This is a genomic window from Akkermansia sp. JRP_AM1 (genome assembly GCF_049262625.1).
Classification (GTDB): Bacteria; Verrucomicrobiota; Verrucomicrobiia; order Verrucomicrobiales; family Akkermansiaceae; genus Akkermansia; species Akkermansia massiliensis.
The window spans coordinates 1,664,416-1,680,854 of sequence record NZ_CP118234.1; the positions used below are offsets into that span (position 1 = coordinate 1,664,416).

The following is a 16,439-nucleotide window of genomic DNA, read 5'->3' on the forward strand; positions in this document are numbered from 1 at the left end:
CCGCAGCGGAAGGGCCGGAGATGAATTGCCTTTATTAACTTGCCCATGGTATTCTACTGGTTTAAAAAAATACTGATGTTCAAACTGCTGCTCTGCTTCTGGATGACTTTTTCGCTGGTTCCTTTTCCATCGGCGGCAGATGAGGAGGTAGAAGAAGGAATGACTCTCATTTACCCGGCCCAATATTTCGCATGCGCTTGGGAAGAGGCCTATTGGGGTGACGCCGGCGTTTATTGGGAAATGCTTTTCCCGGAAAATCCCCCCTTTACGTATGCCTGCATTTACCTGGGGTCCTTTGACTAGGAGTTCGGTTTTTATCTGGACGGAACGCTGATAGTCCGGGCTTCTTCCCTGAATTTGAATCCTGCCCAGATGTATTGCAATTGGTTTTTTGAAGGAACTCCTGAAAGGCGCCTTATTCCTTATGAAGGCGAACCATTCTGGATGGATGCCGGGGGCGTGGGCCGGGATTATTCACCCAGGGTGAAACGGGGGTGGATGGATATGGGGAAGGGTTTGTCCCGGCTGATCATCCGGGTCCTGGACCATGCCGCTTCCGGGGAGATTGCCGCCGGGAAGGCGGCGGGGGATTCAGACCCGGATTCCCTGGACATGGTGATCATCCGCGGGATGGACGGAAAAACCAGGATACTGATGCCGCAGGACGAGGGGTTTGAAACCGTGGAGAAGCTGCTGGAGTGTGCGTACAGCGCATACCAGGACGAAAGCGTGAAGGACAGTGCGGGGTATATCATGAAGCATTACGATGTGTTGCGGGAAGACTCCGCCGGCGGGAGGGTACCCCCGCAAAGAGTGCTTTGGAATCAATGGGAGCCGTTTTGACTGGTAGGCGGAAGGGGTTCAGGCAGCCCTTGATGCACTGGCCGTGTGCCTCTACGGGAATTTAGTCTTGATACCGGTAGGGGTGCGCGTATCATGCACTTTAGTATGCACGCCGACTTGGAGAAATTATTGTCTCTGGGGAAAATCACCCCCTCTCTCGCTGAAAAACTTGATCGCATCGCACCTGGCCGTTACTGCTTCCATACCACCTGGGGCGCCGGCAAAGTCATTTCCTGGAACCTGGCCGCCAAAAAGCTGGTTATTGATTTTGAGGAAAATCCGGAACACGAAGTTGCCTTGGAATTTGCTCCAAAAATTTTGGAGTTCCTCCATGATGACCATTTCCTGGCCAGGCGTTATGAAGATACCGAATCCCTGATCAACCTGTCCGTGGACGATCCGGTGGAACTGGTGCGCGTCACCTTGCAGGGCTACGGCAATTCCCTTACCCCGGAAAAGCTGGAAGCTGCGCTGAAAGGCACCGTGATTGCCGCGGACAAATGGAAGAACTGGTGGGACAAGGTGCGCGCCATGCTCCGTTCCAACGTCCAGTTCATGATGCCTACCCGCAAGGGAGAGCGCATCACGCTCCGCACGAATATTCTTTCCCGCGCCCAGGCCGCCCTGGAGGATTACAACAAGGCCGCGGACCTGAAAGCCAAGGTGCGCGTGCTGGACGGCATCAAGATGGAAACGGTCATGACGGAGCCGGACGCCGTCAACGCCCTGGTTCAGGCGGTGGACGCCGACGTGCGCAACGGCGGAAGCCTGGCTCTTCAGCAGGTGCTGGAGCTGGCCGTGCTCCGGGACGACCTGATCGCCGCCGTGAAGAACACGGAAGCGGCCCAGGCCGTCTACCCCCTCCGCTCCATCGTAGAAGCCAATATCGGCGATGTGGAACGCTTCGCGGAAGTGCTCAATTCCATGCCCGCCGTGCGCCAGAAGCGCGTGTACGTTACGCTGCCCGCCGTCTTTGGAGAAGAGTGGACGCAGAAGGCGCTGGAGCTGTTTGACGCGAGCGGCGCCCGCGCCGTGGGAGAGATTGCCAAGTTCCTGATAGAGGAAGGGCATGACAAGGCCCTGGTCAAGCATTTGAAGCATGAACTGCTGCGCCAGACTCTTCCGGCTGAATCCCTCATCTGGATATGCCGCCAGCGGCATGACGCCTCCAAGCCCCTCTTCGGCCTTCCCGTCGGCATTGCGATGCTTTCCCTGATTGAACAGGACCACATGGACGGCGGCCCCAACCGCATGCTGCGCTTGAAAAACCTGTTCATGGAGGACAAGAACATCATCCAGGAAATGATCAAGGGGCAGGACGTGGCGGAAGTGCGCCAGTTCGCCAAGATGCTGTACAATACCTCCGCCTTCTCCGAACAGGACCGCGGTGCGCTGATGGCCCGCGTGATCAGCGTGTTCCCTGACCTGCACGCCATCGTGCTGGACGCCCTGGTGGATACCTCCGACAAGCCGGAACCGATTTTCGTTTCCTGGGACAGCCTGGAAGCCCGCAAGAAGGAGCTGGAAGAGCTGGTGAATGTGAAGATTCCGGAAAACCTGCACAACAAGAAGATTTCCCGTGCGGAGGGAGACCTCCGTGAAAACGGCGGCTACCAGGATGCCAAGGAAGTGGAAAAGGTGCTCAACCGCCGCCGTTCCGAACTGGAGCAGGCGCTGGCCCTGGCCCGCGGCACGGACTTTGCCGTGACGGATACCTCCAAGGCCGCCATGGGGATGAAGGTGACCCTCCAGCCCCTGGCCGGAGGGGATGCCGTGGTGTACACCATTCTGGGCGCGTGGGATACGAATCCGGAAAAGCACATTGTCTCCTATCTTTCCCAGGTTGGCAAGGAGCTGACGGGCAGGAGCGTGGGAGACCAGGTGAAGATCGTGCCGATGGACGGCGACAAGAAGAAAGTGTTCACCATTACGAAGATTGAAGCCGCTTTTTAATTTTTAAGAGAGTTGCTTTCCCTTTTGACTAAGGCCTTTTTGTTGTTCATGGAAAAACTTTCCATTGTTTCACGGATTTAGAATCCGTGGTCAACAAAAAAGACCAGAGTTCGGATTATTATTTCATTAGTATGAATACCTTAATCAAACAGACTATTGTTTGAATGGGCTGGACAATCTCTCCGGCAAAGATTCATTTTTCAAGGCACAAAAAATAAAACGGCTTATTTTCAATGAGATGCGCAGTATATTTTTTCAGATTTTCTTCTAACATTCATAACGGATTCTAAATTCGTTATTTGTCAAGAAATGGAAGCGGTGTTTCATCATTTCCAATCACATATCCCATTGACACCATGAAGAAAACATTATTCATTCTGGCAACTATGGTTGCGGCGGCGGTGGCGGCCGAAGCCTCCACCGTTCTGATCTCGTTCGGGATCAATTCAGGCAATGGCACCGCCGTTGTGGACGGCACGTATCTGGGAGAACCCGGACAGAAAGTGAACAAGATTTCCACGGGACAGAGTAATTCCTATACTTCCGGAACCTTGGTCACTACGGGGGGAGGAAGCACCGGAATCACCCTGACGACGGGAGGACTCTGCTGCGGAGGTCCCGGCGCCATGACCGATGCCGCTGCCAAAGGGTCCGCCCTGGGCCAGGGCAACAAGTTTTACGATGTTTTCGGCCAGGATATGACTACCGGCAATCCGATGGGGGGCGCGATCAATCCGATAGGCTCCGCGAACGGCAATTTCACGATGTCCCTGAACAACCTGTCCGCCGGCACCTACACGCTGACCATGCTGGTGGGACGCGGAAACAATTACGGTGCGGGCAACACTTCTTCCTTCAGCCTTGACGGCACCGGAATCTCCAACATTTCCGCCAGCCTGGACGACTACTCCACCGGGTCCGGCGCTACGCTGAACGGCGCCACCGTCACGGGCAACACGCATACCGGGGACTGGATGCTGATTACTTACACGTTTGACGTGGCGGCGGATGGCACCCGGCTTGATATCCAGTCCCAGGGAGGTACCGGCAACATCAATGCCCTGGCGCTGACCTCCGTTCCGGAACCGGCCACGGCCAGCCTCGGCCTGCTGGGCCTGGGCGCTCTGCTGATGCGCCGCAGGCGCGCGTAACGTTTGTTCTTCATGCAGGCGCCGGCCGTTCGCGAAAGGAACAGTCGGCGCCTTCCTGTTTACGGAAGAGGAAATCACCATGAGAAAGCTGAATTGGTGCGGATGGGTTCCGGCTGTGCTGGCCGCCTGCTCCCTGGCGCATGCGGAAGAAATAGGGATAGGAGTGCTGAACGGAACTGCGGCCACGGAGGCGGCGTTCCGGCAGGCGGAGCCCGGAACCCTGGCGGAGGAAGGAAAAACATGGAATTTCATCAAGCCTGCGGCGAATGCCGCTACGACCGTTTCCTCCTTGAAAACTGCGGCGGGAGTGTCCACGGAAGCCTCCTGCGCCATCAATCCGGGTTATTGCGCCAGTAACGGCATTTTTGCGTCGGGCAGGAACCGTGATTATTTGCTCATGGATTCCTGGGCCGGTATCCGGGGAACGGAAAACGTCGTGATTTCCCGGCTTCCCGATTCCATGGCGGAATACTGCCATGTGGAAATTTACGGGGATTGCAATGACTCGGACCGGGACATGCTTTATACGGTTAACGGCCTCACCGGCACCATCCAGGACCGCGGCACGTTTTCCGGCGCGTTTCAGGAAGGAGGCAACAAGCTGACGCTGAAGTATGTGCCGGTCACCGGAGGAACGATTACCATTACGGGCAACGGGGCCTCCCAAACGCGTTCCGCCATCAATGCGGTCCGCCTGACGGCTCCTTCTCCCGGCATCGTGACTTTTACGGCGACTCCTTCAGAGGTCATGGAAGATTCAACCTCCGGAGCCGTCCTGAGCTGGAAAACCTGGAAGTGCGGAGCGGTCACGCTGAGCACCAGGGACGGCCGGGATATTCCGGCCACTACGGAAGACGGCACGGGTTCCGTCACGGTAAAGCCTGATGCCACCACGACCTACATTCTCAGCGCCGCCTGTGAGGACGGAACCGTTTCCAAGGAAGAAGTGACGGTGACCGTCAGGAAGCAGGAACCGGAAATCCTTCTCTTTGAATCCGACAAAAAGAGGGTTGCTCCCGGCAGTGATGAGAAAGCCACTCTGACATGGAGCACGGTGAAAGCGGAAAGCCTCGCCCTGACCGCCAATGGCGCGGAGATTCCCATCACCAGCACGGCGGGAGCCGGCAGTGTTCAGGTGTCTCCCGCGGAGACGACGCAGTACACGCTGACGCTGACCGCGGCGGACGGCACGGAGAAGAGCAAGTCCCTGATTATTTCCGTGCTGGCGGAGAACACGCCCAACGTCCTGGTGTTCCTGGTGGACGACATGGGCTGGCAGGATACGTCCGTGCCATTTTATTACAAGGACGGCCAGCCCGTCGTTACGGAGCTGAACGCCTTTTATAAAACGCCCTCCATGGAAAGGCTGGCGGCGCAGGGGATGAAGTTCACGAATGCCTATTCGTGCCCTTTGTGTTCTCCGGGCCGCACGTCCCTGATGACGGGCAAGACCTCCGCCCGTCACCGGGTCACCAACTGGACGGCCGTGAATGCCCCCACGCTGAATGAATACAGCGGCGGTCTTCCCCACATCCGTGCTCCCCAGTGGAACATGGCAGGGATGAGCCAGCAGGAAATTCCTCTCCCCGCGTGCTGAAGGATGCCGGCTACCGGACCATCACGGTGGGAAAGGCCCACTTCGCCCCGTCCAACCAGCTTTATTCCAATCCAGCCAACCTGGGATTTGACGTCAACATAGCCGGCTGCTCCGCCGGACAGCCCGCCTCCTACCGGGGAGAGGATCAGTTCGGCTCCGGGAACACCCATGTTCCTGACCTGGAGGAATATTACGGAACCACTGCGACGGAAGACAGGAAGAGGAATTTCCTGACAAATGCCCTGACGCTGGAGATGAAGAAGCAGATCAAGGCCGCCGTGGATGAGAATGCGCCTTTCTTCGCGTACATGACCCATTACGCCGTCCACCAGCGGCACGACCAGCCGGACCCCAACGGGGACTACGATACTTATCCCTCGGGCACGTCCTTTGAACCGGGAGTTTCCATTGGCGGCAATCTCCGCAATTTCGGCACCCTGATCGGCGGCATGGACAAATCCCTGGGGGATCTGATGGATTACCTCAAGGAACTGGGCGTGGCCAACAGGACGCTGGTCATTTTCATGTCCGACAACGGCGGAGACGCTCCCATCCAGCAGAGCTATAGCGGAGATATTCCATGGCTTGAGAAAATCAGCGCCGTAGCTCCTCTGAGAGGGCGCAAAGGCAGCCGTTACGAAGGGGGAACGCGCATCCCGATGATCGTGGGCTGGGCGGAGGTCGATTCCTCCAGCCCCATCCAGCAGGAATATCCCATTCCGCAGAATTCCGTGAACCATGACATCGTGGCGATTTGGGACATTTATCCCACCATTCTGAATATGCTGAAGCTGAAGGTTCCGGTGGGCCATCAGGTGGACGGGGAGGACATCAGTCCCTATTTCCGGGGGGATTCTTCCTTCCACCGCACCCAGAAGATATTCCAGCATTTCCCGCACCACCATTCCTACGCCAATTTCTATTCCACCTACCGGAAAGGAGACTGGAAGGTCATTTACAATTACATGGACCAGTACGCCCATACGGATTTGTATTCCGGCAACGGCTACAGGACCGCGGGCCGCTTCCCGTGGCAGCTTTTCAATCTGAAAGACGACATCGGAGAGAGCAATGACCTGGCCCAGGACCCGGCGCAGCAGGAACGCCTGATGCGCATGGCGCGCTCCCTGATCCGGGAACTCCGTCAGGCGGATGCGCAATATCCCGTCCTCACCAGGAACGGCCAGGCGGTGGGGACGGCCTACATCCGCATGCCTGATTTCCCGGACGTGGATTCCGACGGCGACGGCGTTCCCGACCTTGTGGAGGACGCCAACGGCAACGGCGTCATCGATCCCGGTGAAACGGACCCGGATGATGCTTCCTCCTTCGTTCCCATCCGGCAATAAACTTTTCACCAACTGGACAAGACTCATGAAGAAAACACGTTGTTTTTCCGTTCTTCCCGGTCGTCTGCGTCTTCTCAGGATTGGCCTTGGGTCCGCCGCCTTCCTCTCCGGGGCCCTTCTGCTGGCGGATGTGCTGGTCAATGCCGGCGGCGGCTCCAGCAATGCGGACAAGACGGGCAACGGCGGCGGCATATTGGATTACGGGCAGGTCACTTTTTCCGGCTCCGCCTCCTATGAAAATAACACGGTGCGCGGCTTCTCCCAGGGCGGAGCGGTTTACGCAGGTTCCGTAGTCCAGCAGGCCGCCGTTTCCTTTACCGGCAACAGGGCGGAGGGTGGCAGCGGCGGCGCGCTCTACAGCCGCGGGAACGTGCAGGTAGCGGCGGGTTCCTCCTTTTCCGGCAACGCGGCGGCCCACAACGGGGGCGCCCTGTGCCTGGATGCCAATGACGGGGAGGAGGAGCGCACCGTGAACGTGGAAGGCGGCTGTTCCTTTACCGGAAACAGCGCCGGAAACCTGGGGGGCGCCGTTTACGTTTCCGGCGGCAGCGCGGAGGCTCCCACCGTGCTCAACCTCCGGTCCACGGATTCCTCCCGCCCCGTTTCCTTCAGCGGCAATTTCCGGGGGCGTTCCGCGGGAGCCTCCACGGGCGGCGTGCCCAATTCCATCACGGTCATGGGCCATGTGCGCCTGGTGATGCATGCGGACCCGGATTGCCTGGTCAGCATGGAAGACCCTCTTTATTCCTTCGCCGGGTATTCCTCCACCTCCAGCCTGAGAAAGACGGGGGAGGAACGCTGGGCTTAGGCGGCATTTCCTTGTGCCATTTTCCGGTGAGCGTGGAAGGCGGAACGGTGCGGCTCGGCACGAACGCCGGCGTGCGCGGAATGACGCGGCTGGACGTGGCCGCAGGGGCATGCCTGTCCTTCTCTCTCCCCCGGAACCCTAGCCAGGAGGCCAAGTGGAGCGCGGAGGGGCCAGTGTCTCTGGATAGCACGGCGGAAATCCGCGTGGCTCTCCCTGCCATGGCCGGGAAGGAACAGGAACAGAGCTGGAAGCTGGTGGAAGGGACCACTCTTTCCATGGCGGCTCTTCCCTCCGTTTCCTATGACGCCGCCAGTGCGGAAGCCTGGAAGAGTGAGGGTTCTTTTTCCCTGAAACAGGAGAATACGGCGGGAAAAAGCGCCCTGGTGCTAGCCTGGACGCGTACGCCTTCCCCGTATGACCAATGGAAGAAGGACCATTTTGCCGACGGAACGCCGGAGGACCAGACTGTCCCGGACGCCTGTCCCGCGGGCGACGGCATCACCAACCTGATGAAGTATGCCGCGGGGCTGGACCCGAACAAGCCCTGCGGAAGCGTCACGAGGCTGGCGGTCAGGGAGGAAAACGGGGAATGCCGCCTGGTGCTGGAATGGCCGGTGAATACGGCGGCCACGGACGTGACGTTCAGCGTGGAAAGCACGGAAGACCTGGTTACCTGGAGGGAGGAAGCGACGGTCGAGCCATCCGGAGACCGTGCCGAATACCTTGATCCCATAGTGATTGACGGCAACGCGCCGACGCGGCGGTTCCTGAGGCTGAAGGTGTCGCGGGAATAAGGTGAAGGCTGTCCATTTTTTATCCTGAACCGCCTGGTGAGTGGATCCAGAGGATGAATGATGCAGGCCTTCCTTTCCGGGATGCCGGAGGCACAATCCCCGCGGCATGTGGAAATAGCCGGGTTTAATGGGTTGGCCAGTTCATATTCATACGGAGAAAGACGGAGCTTGCGGGCAGAGGGGGTGTTGGGTGGGGTTTCATCAACCCTTTTCCGGGGGATGTTCTGGCGGGTCATGAAAAAGGGCTGTTCCGCCGGATGCGGGACAGCCCCTGAAAAGGAATGGCGGTTAAACGCCGCAGATTATTTGGAGAGCACCTTTTGGACGGCGGCAACGACGTTGTCCACGTTCATGCCGAGCTCGTCCAGAACTTGCGCTCCGGGTGCGGAGAAGCCGAAGCGGTTGATGCCCACGGCTTCGCCCTGGCAGCCCAGGTATTTCCACCAGAGGTCCGTGACGCCGGCTTCCACGGAAACCCTCTTCGCGCAGGAGGAGGGAAGCACGCTTTCCCGGTATTCGGCAGACTGCTTGTCAAAGCGGAAGAAGCTGGGCATGGAAACCACGCGGATTCCTTCTCCGGTTTTTTCCGCCGCCTTCAGGGCCAGTTCCAGTTCGGAACCGCTGGCAAGGATAATGGCCTTCAAGGTTCCCTTTTCCTTCCGGGCTACGTAGCCGCCTTTCAGCACGCCTTCCCGGCGCGTTTCCACGGGAATATTGTTCAGGGTCGCTACCTTCTGGCGGGTCAGGATGAGGGCGGTGGGGCCGTCGGCGCGCTGCATGGCGGCCATCCAGGCTCCTGCGGTTTCTTCCGGGTCCGCCGGGCGGATGACGTCCAGGTTCGGGATGACGCGGAGGCCGGAGACGGTTTCCACCGGCTGGTGGGTGGGGCCGTCTTCGCCCACGGCCACGGAATCGTGCGTCAGGATGTAGGTGACGGGCAGGCCGCTGAGGGCGGCCACGCGGATGGCGGCGCGCATGTAGTCCACAAAGACGCAGAACGTGGCGGCGCTCACGCGGAACAGGCCGTCATAGGCGATGCCGTTGCAGATGGCGGCCATGGCATGTTCACGGATGCCGAACCAGAAATTGCGCCCTTCCGGGGTTTCCGCGGAGAAGTCCCCCGCGCCGGAAAGGTAGTTTTTATTGGAGCTGTACAGGTCCGCGCTGGTGGTCAGGAACCAGGGGTCCGCCTTGGCGATGGCGTTGATGGCGACGGCTCCGGCGGAACGCGTGGCGTCGCTGTAGTCCTGCGGGAAGGCGGGGATGGCCTTGTCCGAGTCCGCGGGATTGACGCCCCTGGCGCAGGCGCAGATGCCGGAGTCCAGTTCCGCGGCCAGTTCCGGATAAGCCCGGCGCCATTGTTCGTAGGTGGCGTTCCAGGCGTTGAAAGCTTCTTCCCGTCTGGCCTTGAGGTCCGTGAAGGCGCTGCGGACGTCTTCGGAGACGTAATAGCGTTCCCCGGCAGGAATGCTCCAGTTGGCGTGGGCTTCTTCCTGGAGCTTGGCTCCGCCTTCCCCGTGGCCCTTCGTGGTGCCTTCAATGCCGGGGATGCCTTTGCCGATCACCGTTTTGGCGATGATGAGCTGGGGCTTGCCGTTCCTGGCGTTTTTGGCGGCTTCCACCGCTTCCGCGATGGCCTTGAGGTCGTGCCCGTCGATCTGGCGCACGTCCCAGCCCAGGGCTTCATACACGGCGCGCGGGTCGGCAAGCTGGGTGCGTTCCGCAGGGGCGTCCAGCGTGATGTCGTTGGAATCGTAAATGAGAATGAGGTTGTCCAGCTTCAGGACGGCGGCCAGGGCGAGGGATTCGCGGGCCACGCCTTCCTGGAGGCAGCCGTCCCCCGTGAGGCAGAAGATGTGCTGGGTGAAGATGTCCATGCCGGGCTTGTTGAACCGAGCGGCGGCGCGCCTGGCGGAGAGAGCGAAGCCTACGGCGTTCGCAATGCCCTGGCCCAGCGGCCCCGTGGTGCATTCCACGCCTTCCGTATCCCGGAATTCCGGGTGGCCGGGCGTGATGGAGCCCTTGTGGCGGAAGCCCTTGAGGTCTTCAATGCCGATGTTGAATCCCGACAGGTGCAGCCAGCCGTAAAGGAACATGGAGCCGTGGCCGGCGGAGAGAATGAAGCGGTCACGGTTGAGCCAGCGGGGCTGCGCGGGGCAGATGTTGAGCAGATCGCCGAACAGGACGGCCCCGATTTCGGCGCACCCCAGCGGCAGGCCCAAGTGGCCGGATGCGCAGTCGTGAACGGCATCCATGGCAAGTCCCCGCGCCTGGTTGGCGGCTTTTTGGAGAAGGTCAAGATTCATGCCCGGGCAATATGAGCAGATCAGCCCCATATTGGAAGCCTAAAATGCGTCTCCGGCAACAGGGCGGAGCGGGGAAAAGCATTGAAGATGGAAGCGCCGGGCATCTCCGGTCCGCATGCCGCGGCGCCCCCTGCGGCACATGGCCCGGCATGCGCAGGCGGTTCAGGCCATGAAGCTGCGGAGGAACGTGTTGGGCGTCCTTAGCCCATTTCTCTTTCACGGCTCCATTTGACCCCGTTTTTGATGACCTTGGTCGGGTTTCCCGCCAGAGCGGTGAATTCCTCCCGGAAGGATTTGGTGACGACCGATTGCAGGCCGACAACCGTATTTGCCGGGATGATGGCATTTTTGGTGAAGGTTGCCCCCTGCCCGATCCAGCAGTGGTCGCCGATGAGGACGCCCTGCGGCTGGTCGTTGAGCAGTTCCCCCGTGTCGGCGTCCATCAGGCGATGGGAGTCGTTTGCCCAGATGGTGATTCCGGAGGACAGCATGCAATCGTTGCCAATGTGGCATTTGCCGCCCACAAGCATGACCGCTAATCCTTCGATGCTCGTCGAATGGCCGATGGACAGGGCGCTTCCGGATGCAGCTGCCAGAATGCTGACATTGTTCCAGTGGCTGTGCCCGGACGACGAGGAGCCGAATTCGATTTTCGCGCCGCGGACATGTTTCCAGATGTGGATGGAGATATTGTTTAAGGAGAGCGGAGCATGGAAGATGAGCGTGTTGTGCTCTCCCTCAATGTTCAGCCGGACGGACCCCGGTATCTGGTACGGCTCGACAAGCTGTTTTTCGCCGGAAGGAAGAATGAGAAAAATGCGGTTTCCTACCGGGTTTACATAACCTTCCCCTCCCGTCTTCAAACCCAGGCGGACGCGGCGCTTCTTTCTCGTTTGCGGAGAAAGAGATAGGTTGCAATAGATTGTTGCAAGAAAACGGTTCATGAGGAAAGCCCCGATTCTTCATCGAGAAAGGCACTCTCCCGGATTCTCCATTCAGGGTCAAGCGGAAAATGGCGCAATGGCCTTGGCCCCGTTGCCTGGAGGCAGCCGCCGGGAGGGCTTGGCTTCATGGGGTACGCCATGCGCCGTTTTCCCGTCCCGCGGAGGAAGGCCGCAAGCAAGTTGTTTGCCTTTCCGGGATTTGAAAGAAACTTTGTTGACACCCTTGAAAAAATTAGTTTATAATAATTCTAACTAAAAGACACCATGAGTGACCAAAAGAATTTAACGACCTCCGTCGGAGCGCCCGTTCCGGATAACGAAAACGTGCTCACGGCCGGCCCCCGCGGCCCCATGCTGCTCCAGGACGTCTGGTTCCTGGAAAAGCTGGCCCATTTCGACCGGGAAGTGATCCCGGAACGGCGCATGCATGCCAAGGGCTCCGGCGCCTTCGGCACGTTTACCGTGACGGGGGACATCACCCGTTACACGAAGGCTGCCATGTTTTCCGGAATTGGCAAGAAGACCGACCTGCTGGTGCGGTTTTCCACCGTGGCCGGGGAACGGGGAGCGGCGGACGCGGAGCGCGACATCCGCGGCTTTGCCATCAAGTTTTACACGGAGGAGGGAAACTGGGACCTAGTGGGCAATAATACCCCGGTTTTCTTCCTGAGGGATCCGCTCAAGTTCCCGGACCTGAACCACGCCATCAAGCGCGACCCGCGCACCAACATGAGAAGCGCGCGGAACAACTGGGATTTCTGGACTTCCCTGCCGGAGGCTTTCCACCAGGTCACCGTCGTGATGAGCGACCGCGGCATTCCTTCCTCCTACCGCCACATGCACGGGTTCGGCAGCCATGCGTTCAGCATGCTGAACGCGGACAATGAGCGGGTATGGGTGAAGTTCCACCTGAAAACCCAGCAGGGCATCAAGAACCTGACGGACGCGGAGGCGGAAGCGATTATCGCGAAGGACCGGGAGAGCCACCAGCGGGATTTGTATGAGAGCATTGAGCGGAAGGATTTCCCGCGCTGGACGATGTACATCCAGGTGATGACCCAGGAGCAGGCCAAGGCATGCCCCTTCAATCCGTTTGACCTGACCAAGGTATGGCCGCACGGGGATTACCCCCTCATGGAGGTGGGCGTGCTGGAACTCAACCGGAACCCGGACAACTATTTCGCCCAGATTGAGCAGGCGGCGTTCAACCCGGCCAACGTCGTTCCCGGCATCGGCTTTTCCCCGGACAAGATGCTCCAGGGGCGCCTGTTCTCCTACGGGGACGCCCAGCGGTACAGGCTGGGGGTGAACCATAACCAGATTCCGGTGAACGCCCCCCGCTGCCCGTTCCACAGTTACCACCGGGACGGCATGATGCGTGTGGACGACAATGCGGGAAGCACGCTGGGCTATGAGCCGAACAGTTACGGGGAGTGGCAGGAACAGCCGGAGTTCCGGGAACCGCCGCTGGAGCTGGACGGCGCGGCCTGGCACTGGGATTTCCGCGAGGATGACGACGATTATTATTCCCAGCCCCGCGCCCTGTTCCGGCTGATGAATCCGGAGCAGAGGGAGGCCCTGTACGGCAATACCGCCCGCGCCATGGGCGACGCGCCGGACTTTATCAAGCAGCGTCACATCGACCACTGCATGCAGTGCGACCCCGAATACGGGGAAGGAGTGGCCAAGGCCCTCGGCATGTTCAAGGGATAATCAAATTTGGGTGTTCCGGGCGGAAGTTTCTCCGGAAGGGGAGGCTTCCGCCCGTTTTTTACCCGTTTGACGCAGCCAGGGGATTGATGGCCGTGAATTCCGGCAGGCAGCACACGGAATCGTGAAATATCAGGTGCGGAGGGAGGACGGATGGGGTAATGTGGCCTGGTGGATGTGAATGTGTTGCTTTTTGATGATTTTGAGACGCTGGATGCATTCGGCCCGGTGGAAGTGCTGGGCAAAGTAGAGGAATACCGGCTGCGTTATTTTTCCGAACATGGCGGAACCGTCGCAAGTGCTCAAAAGACGGTAATTGTCACTGAACCAGCCACGGAGGCGGACGGCTGCGGAATTTTAGTGGTTCCGGGAGGAAGGGGGACCCGCCGCCTGGCGGTTTTTCCGCCTTTCCTGCATTTTCTCCGGGGCATGGCGGACGATGCGGAGTATTGCCTGTCCGTCTGCACGGGGGCCGCGCTGCTGGCCGCCTGCGGCGCGCTGGACGGCAGAAGGGCAACTTCCAACAAGAAGTCTTTTGCATGGGTGAAGTCCGTCCGCGGCGCAGTCGGCTGGGAGGAACGTGCCCGGTGGGTGGCGGACGGGAAGTTTTATACTTCCTCCGGCGTTTCCGCCGGAATGGACATGGCCCTCGGGTTTGTGAGCGACCGGTTTGGCAGGTCACGGGCGGAGGGAATAGCGGAGCAGCTCGAATACGTGTGGAATGATGACTGCACCAGGGACGTGTTCGCGCGGAAATGAGGTTTTTTCATGGCTGGAATCCCTGCGCGGCCAGCGGAACCGCGGCATTGCGGGAAGAACGCGTTTTCTGCTTTCTGTGAGGAAAGAGCCTGTTATATCATAGAGGGCAGAAGTACATGAAAATCGTAGTTAAAGTAGGAACGGGCGTTCTGACCCGTGAGAACGGGAAGCTGGATGGTTCTTCCATCGTGCATCTGGTCAGCGCGCTGGCGGATCTGATGCAGCAGGGCCACCAGGTGGTGCTGGTGAGCTCCGGGGCTGTGGGGTCCGGCGTGTCCGTCCTGGGGCTGCCGTCCTATCCGCAGGAGTTGTCCCTGAAGCAGGCCTGCGCGGCCGTGGGGCAGACGCGGCTGATGCAGACGTATGAGAATCTTTTCAACCATTTTGACGTGGATGTGGCCCAGCTCCTGCTGACGGCAGAGGATTTGAAGCGCCGCCGCCACAACGTGCAGGCTACGGTGCTGCGCCTGTTTGAGTACGGAGGCATCATCCCGATCGTGAATGAGAACGACACCGTATCCGTGGAAGAGCTGAAGTTCGGGGATAACGACATTCTTTCCGTGCACATGGCGCGCCTGGTGGAGGCTGACGCGCTGTTCATCCTGACGAGCGTGGACGGCCTGTATCCCCCGGAGGCAGCCGGGAAGCCATCATTCCCCGGGTGGAGGACGTGGATGCCGTGCTGGCGTTCGCGGAGGAGGACCGGGGCCGCTTTTCCATGGGCGGCATGAGCGCCAAGCTCCAGGCCATCCGGGAGGCCGTGAATGCGGGGACGGGCGTTTACATGCTGCACGGCCGCCATCCGGAACGCATCGCGCTGCTGCTGGAGGGGAAGGCGGAAGGAGCCGGAACGTATTTTGTACCGAAGGGATGAAGTTATGAAGATGGAGAATCCTCTTGAACCGGTGGGACGGGCCGCGCTGGCGGCTTCACGGGAGATGCTTGCCCTGGAGCCGCAAGAGAAGGCGCAGGCCCTGCGCCTGATGGCCGCAGGCGTTCGGAGCGCCGCGGAAAAGATTGTCCGGGAGAACGGCCTTGATATGGAAGAGGCCCGGAAGGGCAGCCGCAATGCCGCGTTTCTGGACAGGCTTCTCCTGACGCCGGAGCGCGTGGAGCACATGGCCCGCGGCATGGAGCAGGTGGCGGCCCTCCCTGATCCCGTGGGCGAATGCATCCGGGAGTGGACGCGCCCCAATGGCCTGCATATCCGCCAGGTGCGCGTTCCCCTGGGGGTCATCGGTTTTATTTACGAGAGCCGCGGCACCGTTACCTGCGATGCCGCCGCCCTGTGCCTGAAGTCCGGGAATGCCGTCATTCTGCGCGGCGGGAGCGAGTCCCTGCGGACCAACCGGGTTCTGGCGGAGGTTCTGCGCGCCGCGCTGAAGGAGTCCGCCGTCCCCGCGGACGCCGTGCAGCTTCTTGATTCCGGCAGCCGGGATGAGGTGCGGCAGTTGTGCGAGCTGGATTCTTTCCTGAACGTGGTCATTCCCAGGGGTGGAAAGGGGCTGATCCGCGCCGTGACGGAGTACGCCAGGGTTCCCGTGCTGAAGCATCTGGACGGCGTTTGCCACGTGTATGTGGACGCCGCAGCGGATTTGAAGATGGCCGTGAACGTGCTGGACGACGCCAAGACACAGCGCCCGGGCGTTTGCAATGCGGCGGAAACCCTGCTGGTGGACGCCGCCGCGGCGGAACGGTTCCTGCCGATGGCGGCGGAGCGCATGCGCCGGCGTGCCGTGGAATGCCGCGTGTGTGAGCGGAGCAGGCCGTTTTTCGGTCCGGAGGCCGTTCCTGCGGAGGAAAGGGATTGGTCTACGGAGTATGAAGACCTGATTCTCTCCGTGAAGGTGGTGGACGGCGTCCGGGATGCCGTGGAGCATATCAACCGCTACGGTTCCCATCACAGTGATTCCATCATCACGGAGGATGGAAAGGCCCGCGATTATTTCATGAGCCGGGTGGACAGCGCGTGCGTCTACCATAATTGCTCCACGCGGTTCAGCGACGGGGAGGAATTCGGCTTCGGCGCGGAGATAGGCATCGGGACGGACAAGTTTCATGCCCGCGGGCCAATGGCTCTGCGCGAGCTGACCTCCTACAAGTACGTCATTGAAGGCAGCGGGCAGATGAAGGACCCTTCCCGGATTCCGGGAAGACCGCGCCTGAACAGGCACGTCCGCAATCAGAAAGGGAGCACCGCAGCATGGCCGCGATGCTCCCCGCTT

The 16,439-nt window shown here is 59.9% G+C and carries 14 protein-coding genes and 1 pseudogene; 13 read left to right on the forward strand and 2 right to left on the reverse strand.

Annotated features, from left to right (window positions below; genetic code table 11):
• Positions 1-45 precede the first annotated feature (45 nt).
• The 8 genes from PVA48_RS07865 (at position 46) to PVA48_RS07900 (ending at position 8,495) form a co-directional block, all read left to right on the forward strand.
• Positions 46-303 (forward strand): hypothetical protein, encoded by a 258-nt coding sequence (locus PVA48_RS07865; protein WP_022397577.1) that lies wholly within the window; start codon positions 46-48, stop codon positions 301-303.
• Positions 304-504: 201 nt separating this feature from the next.
• Positions 505-843 carry a hypothetical protein gene (locus tag PVA48_RS07870; RefSeq protein ID WP_423231551.1) on the forward strand — a complete coding sequence of 113 codons (339 nt, stop codon included), beginning with the start codon at positions 505-507 and terminating at the stop codon, positions 841-843.
• A 117-nt stretch (positions 844-960) separates the two neighbouring features.
• Positions 961-2,796 (forward strand): GreA/GreB family elongation factor, encoded by a 1,836-nt coding sequence (locus tag PVA48_RS07875; protein WP_418177826.1) that lies wholly within the window; start codon positions 961-963, stop codon positions 2,794-2,796.
• 356 nt (positions 2,797-3,152) lie between these two features.
• Complete coding sequence (locus PVA48_RS07880; RefSeq protein WP_102728763.1) at positions 3,153-3,947, forward strand: PEP-CTERM sorting domain-containing protein; 795 nt, start codon at positions 3,153-3,155, stop codon at positions 3,945-3,947.
• A gap of 79 nt (positions 3,948-4,026) precedes the next feature.
• Positions 4,027-5,544: a sulfatase-like hydrolase/transferase gene (locus tag PVA48_RS07885; protein ID WP_423231552.1), complete on the forward strand. Its 1,518-nt coding sequence runs from the start codon at positions 4,027-4,029 to the stop codon at positions 5,542-5,544.
• Entirely contained in the window at positions 5,538-6,893 is a 1,356-nt protein-coding gene (locus PVA48_RS07890; protein WP_423231553.1) for a sulfatase-like hydrolase/transferase, read from the forward strand. Before PVA48_RS07885 ends, PVA48_RS07890 begins: the two co-directional genes overlap by 7 nt.
• A 25-nt stretch (positions 6,894-6,918) precedes the next feature.
• Positions 6,919-7,701: a hypothetical protein gene (locus tag PVA48_RS07895; RefSeq protein ID WP_423231554.1), complete on the forward strand. Its 783-nt coding sequence runs from the start codon at positions 6,919-6,921 to the stop codon at positions 7,699-7,701.
• Between the two features lie 26 nt (positions 7,702-7,727).
• Positions 7,728-8,495 (forward strand): hypothetical protein, encoded by a 768-nt coding sequence (locus tag PVA48_RS07900; protein ID WP_423231555.1) that lies wholly within the window; start codon positions 7,728-7,730, stop codon positions 8,493-8,495.
• Positions 8,496-8,797: 302 nt separating this feature from the next.
• Here the strand turns inward: PVA48_RS07900 and tkt are convergent, their stop codons facing one another.
• Both tkt and PVA48_RS07910 read right to left on the reverse strand, forming a co-directional pair.
• Complete coding sequence (gene tkt / locus PVA48_RS07905) at positions 8,798-10,801, reverse strand: transketolase (protein ID WP_249853114.1); 2,004 nt, start codon at positions 10,799-10,801, stop codon at positions 8,798-8,800.
• A gap of 200 nt (positions 10,802-11,001) precedes the next feature.
• Positions 11,002-11,745 (reverse strand): acyltransferase, encoded by a 744-nt coding sequence (locus tag PVA48_RS07910; RefSeq protein ID WP_146021160.1) that lies wholly within the window; start codon positions 11,743-11,745, stop codon positions 11,002-11,004.
• A 264-nt stretch (positions 11,746-12,009) separates the two neighbouring features.
• Here PVA48_RS07910 and PVA48_RS07915 point away from each other — a divergent pair, with 264 nt between their 5' ends.
• From PVA48_RS07915 to PVA48_RS07935, 5 genes and pseudogenes are all read left to right on the forward strand, one after another.
• Positions 12,010-13,458, forward strand: coding sequence for a catalase (locus PVA48_RS07915; RefSeq protein ID WP_022397569.1), 1,449 nt, complete (start codon positions 12,010-12,012; stop codon positions 13,456-13,458).
• Positions 13,459-13,626: 168 nt separating this feature from the next.
• Positions 13,627-14,214: a DJ-1/PfpI family protein gene (locus PVA48_RS07920; protein WP_102728758.1), complete on the forward strand. Its 588-nt coding sequence runs from the start codon at positions 13,627-13,629 to the stop codon at positions 14,212-14,214.
• Between the two features lie 116 nt (positions 14,215-14,330).
• Positions 14,331-14,945 (forward strand): glutamate 5-kinase, encoded by a 615-nt coding sequence (gene proB, locus PVA48_RS07925; RefSeq protein ID WP_423231556.1) that lies wholly within the window; start codon positions 14,331-14,333, stop codon positions 14,943-14,945.
• Positions 14,942-15,088, forward strand: coding sequence for a hypothetical protein (locus PVA48_RS07930; RefSeq protein ID WP_423231557.1), 147 nt, complete (start codon positions 14,942-14,944; stop codon positions 15,086-15,088). The genes proB and PVA48_RS07930 overlap by 4 nt, the downstream gene beginning before the upstream one ends.
• Before the next feature lie 10 nt (positions 15,089-15,098).
• Positions 15,099-16,334 (forward strand): annotated as a pseudogene (locus PVA48_RS07935) (glutamate-5-semialdehyde dehydrogenase); the annotation flags it as partial.
• Between the last annotated feature and the right edge of the window lie 105 nt (positions 16,335-16,439).

What these genes read in the sequence shown, in the direction of transcription:
- PVA48_RS07915 (WP_022397569.1), top strand. Translation starts at nt 12,010, where the DNA reads ATGAGTGACCAAAAGAATTTAACGACCTCCGTCGGAGCGCCCGTTCCG.
- PVA48_RS07910 (WP_146021160.1), bottom strand. Translation starts at nt 11,745, where the DNA reads ATGAACCGTTTTCTTGCAACAATCTATTGCAACCTATCTCTTTCTCCG.
- PVA48_RS07895 (WP_423231554.1), top strand. Translation starts at nt 6,919, where the DNA reads ATGAAGAAAACACGTTGTTTTTCCGTTCTTCCCGGTCGTCTGCGTCTT.
- proB (WP_423231556.1), top strand. Translation starts at nt 14,331, where the DNA reads ATGAAAATCGTAGTTAAAGTAGGAACGGGCGTTCTGACCCGTGAGAAC.
- PVA48_RS07885 (WP_423231552.1), top strand. Translation starts at nt 4,027, where the DNA reads ATGAGAAAGCTGAATTGGTGCGGATGGGTTCCGGCTGTGCTGGCCGCC.
- PVA48_RS07870 (WP_423231551.1), top strand. Translation starts at nt 505, where the DNA reads ATGGGGAAGGGTTTGTCCCGGCTGATCATCCGGGTCCTGGACCATGCC.
- PVA48_RS07880 (WP_102728763.1), top strand. Translation starts at nt 3,153, where the DNA reads ATGAAGAAAACATTATTCATTCTGGCAACTATGGTTGCGGCGGCGGTG.
- tkt (WP_249853114.1), bottom strand. Translation starts at nt 10,801, where the DNA reads ATGAATCTTGACCTTCTCCAAAAAGCCGCCAACCAGGCGCGGGGACTT.
- PVA48_RS07865 (WP_022397577.1), top strand. Translation starts at nt 46, where the DNA reads ATGGTATTCTACTGGTTTAAAAAAATACTGATGTTCAAACTGCTGCTC.
- PVA48_RS07930 (WP_423231557.1), top strand. Translation starts at nt 14,942, where the DNA reads ATGAGCGCCAAGCTCCAGGCCATCCGGGAGGCCGTGAATGCGGGGACG.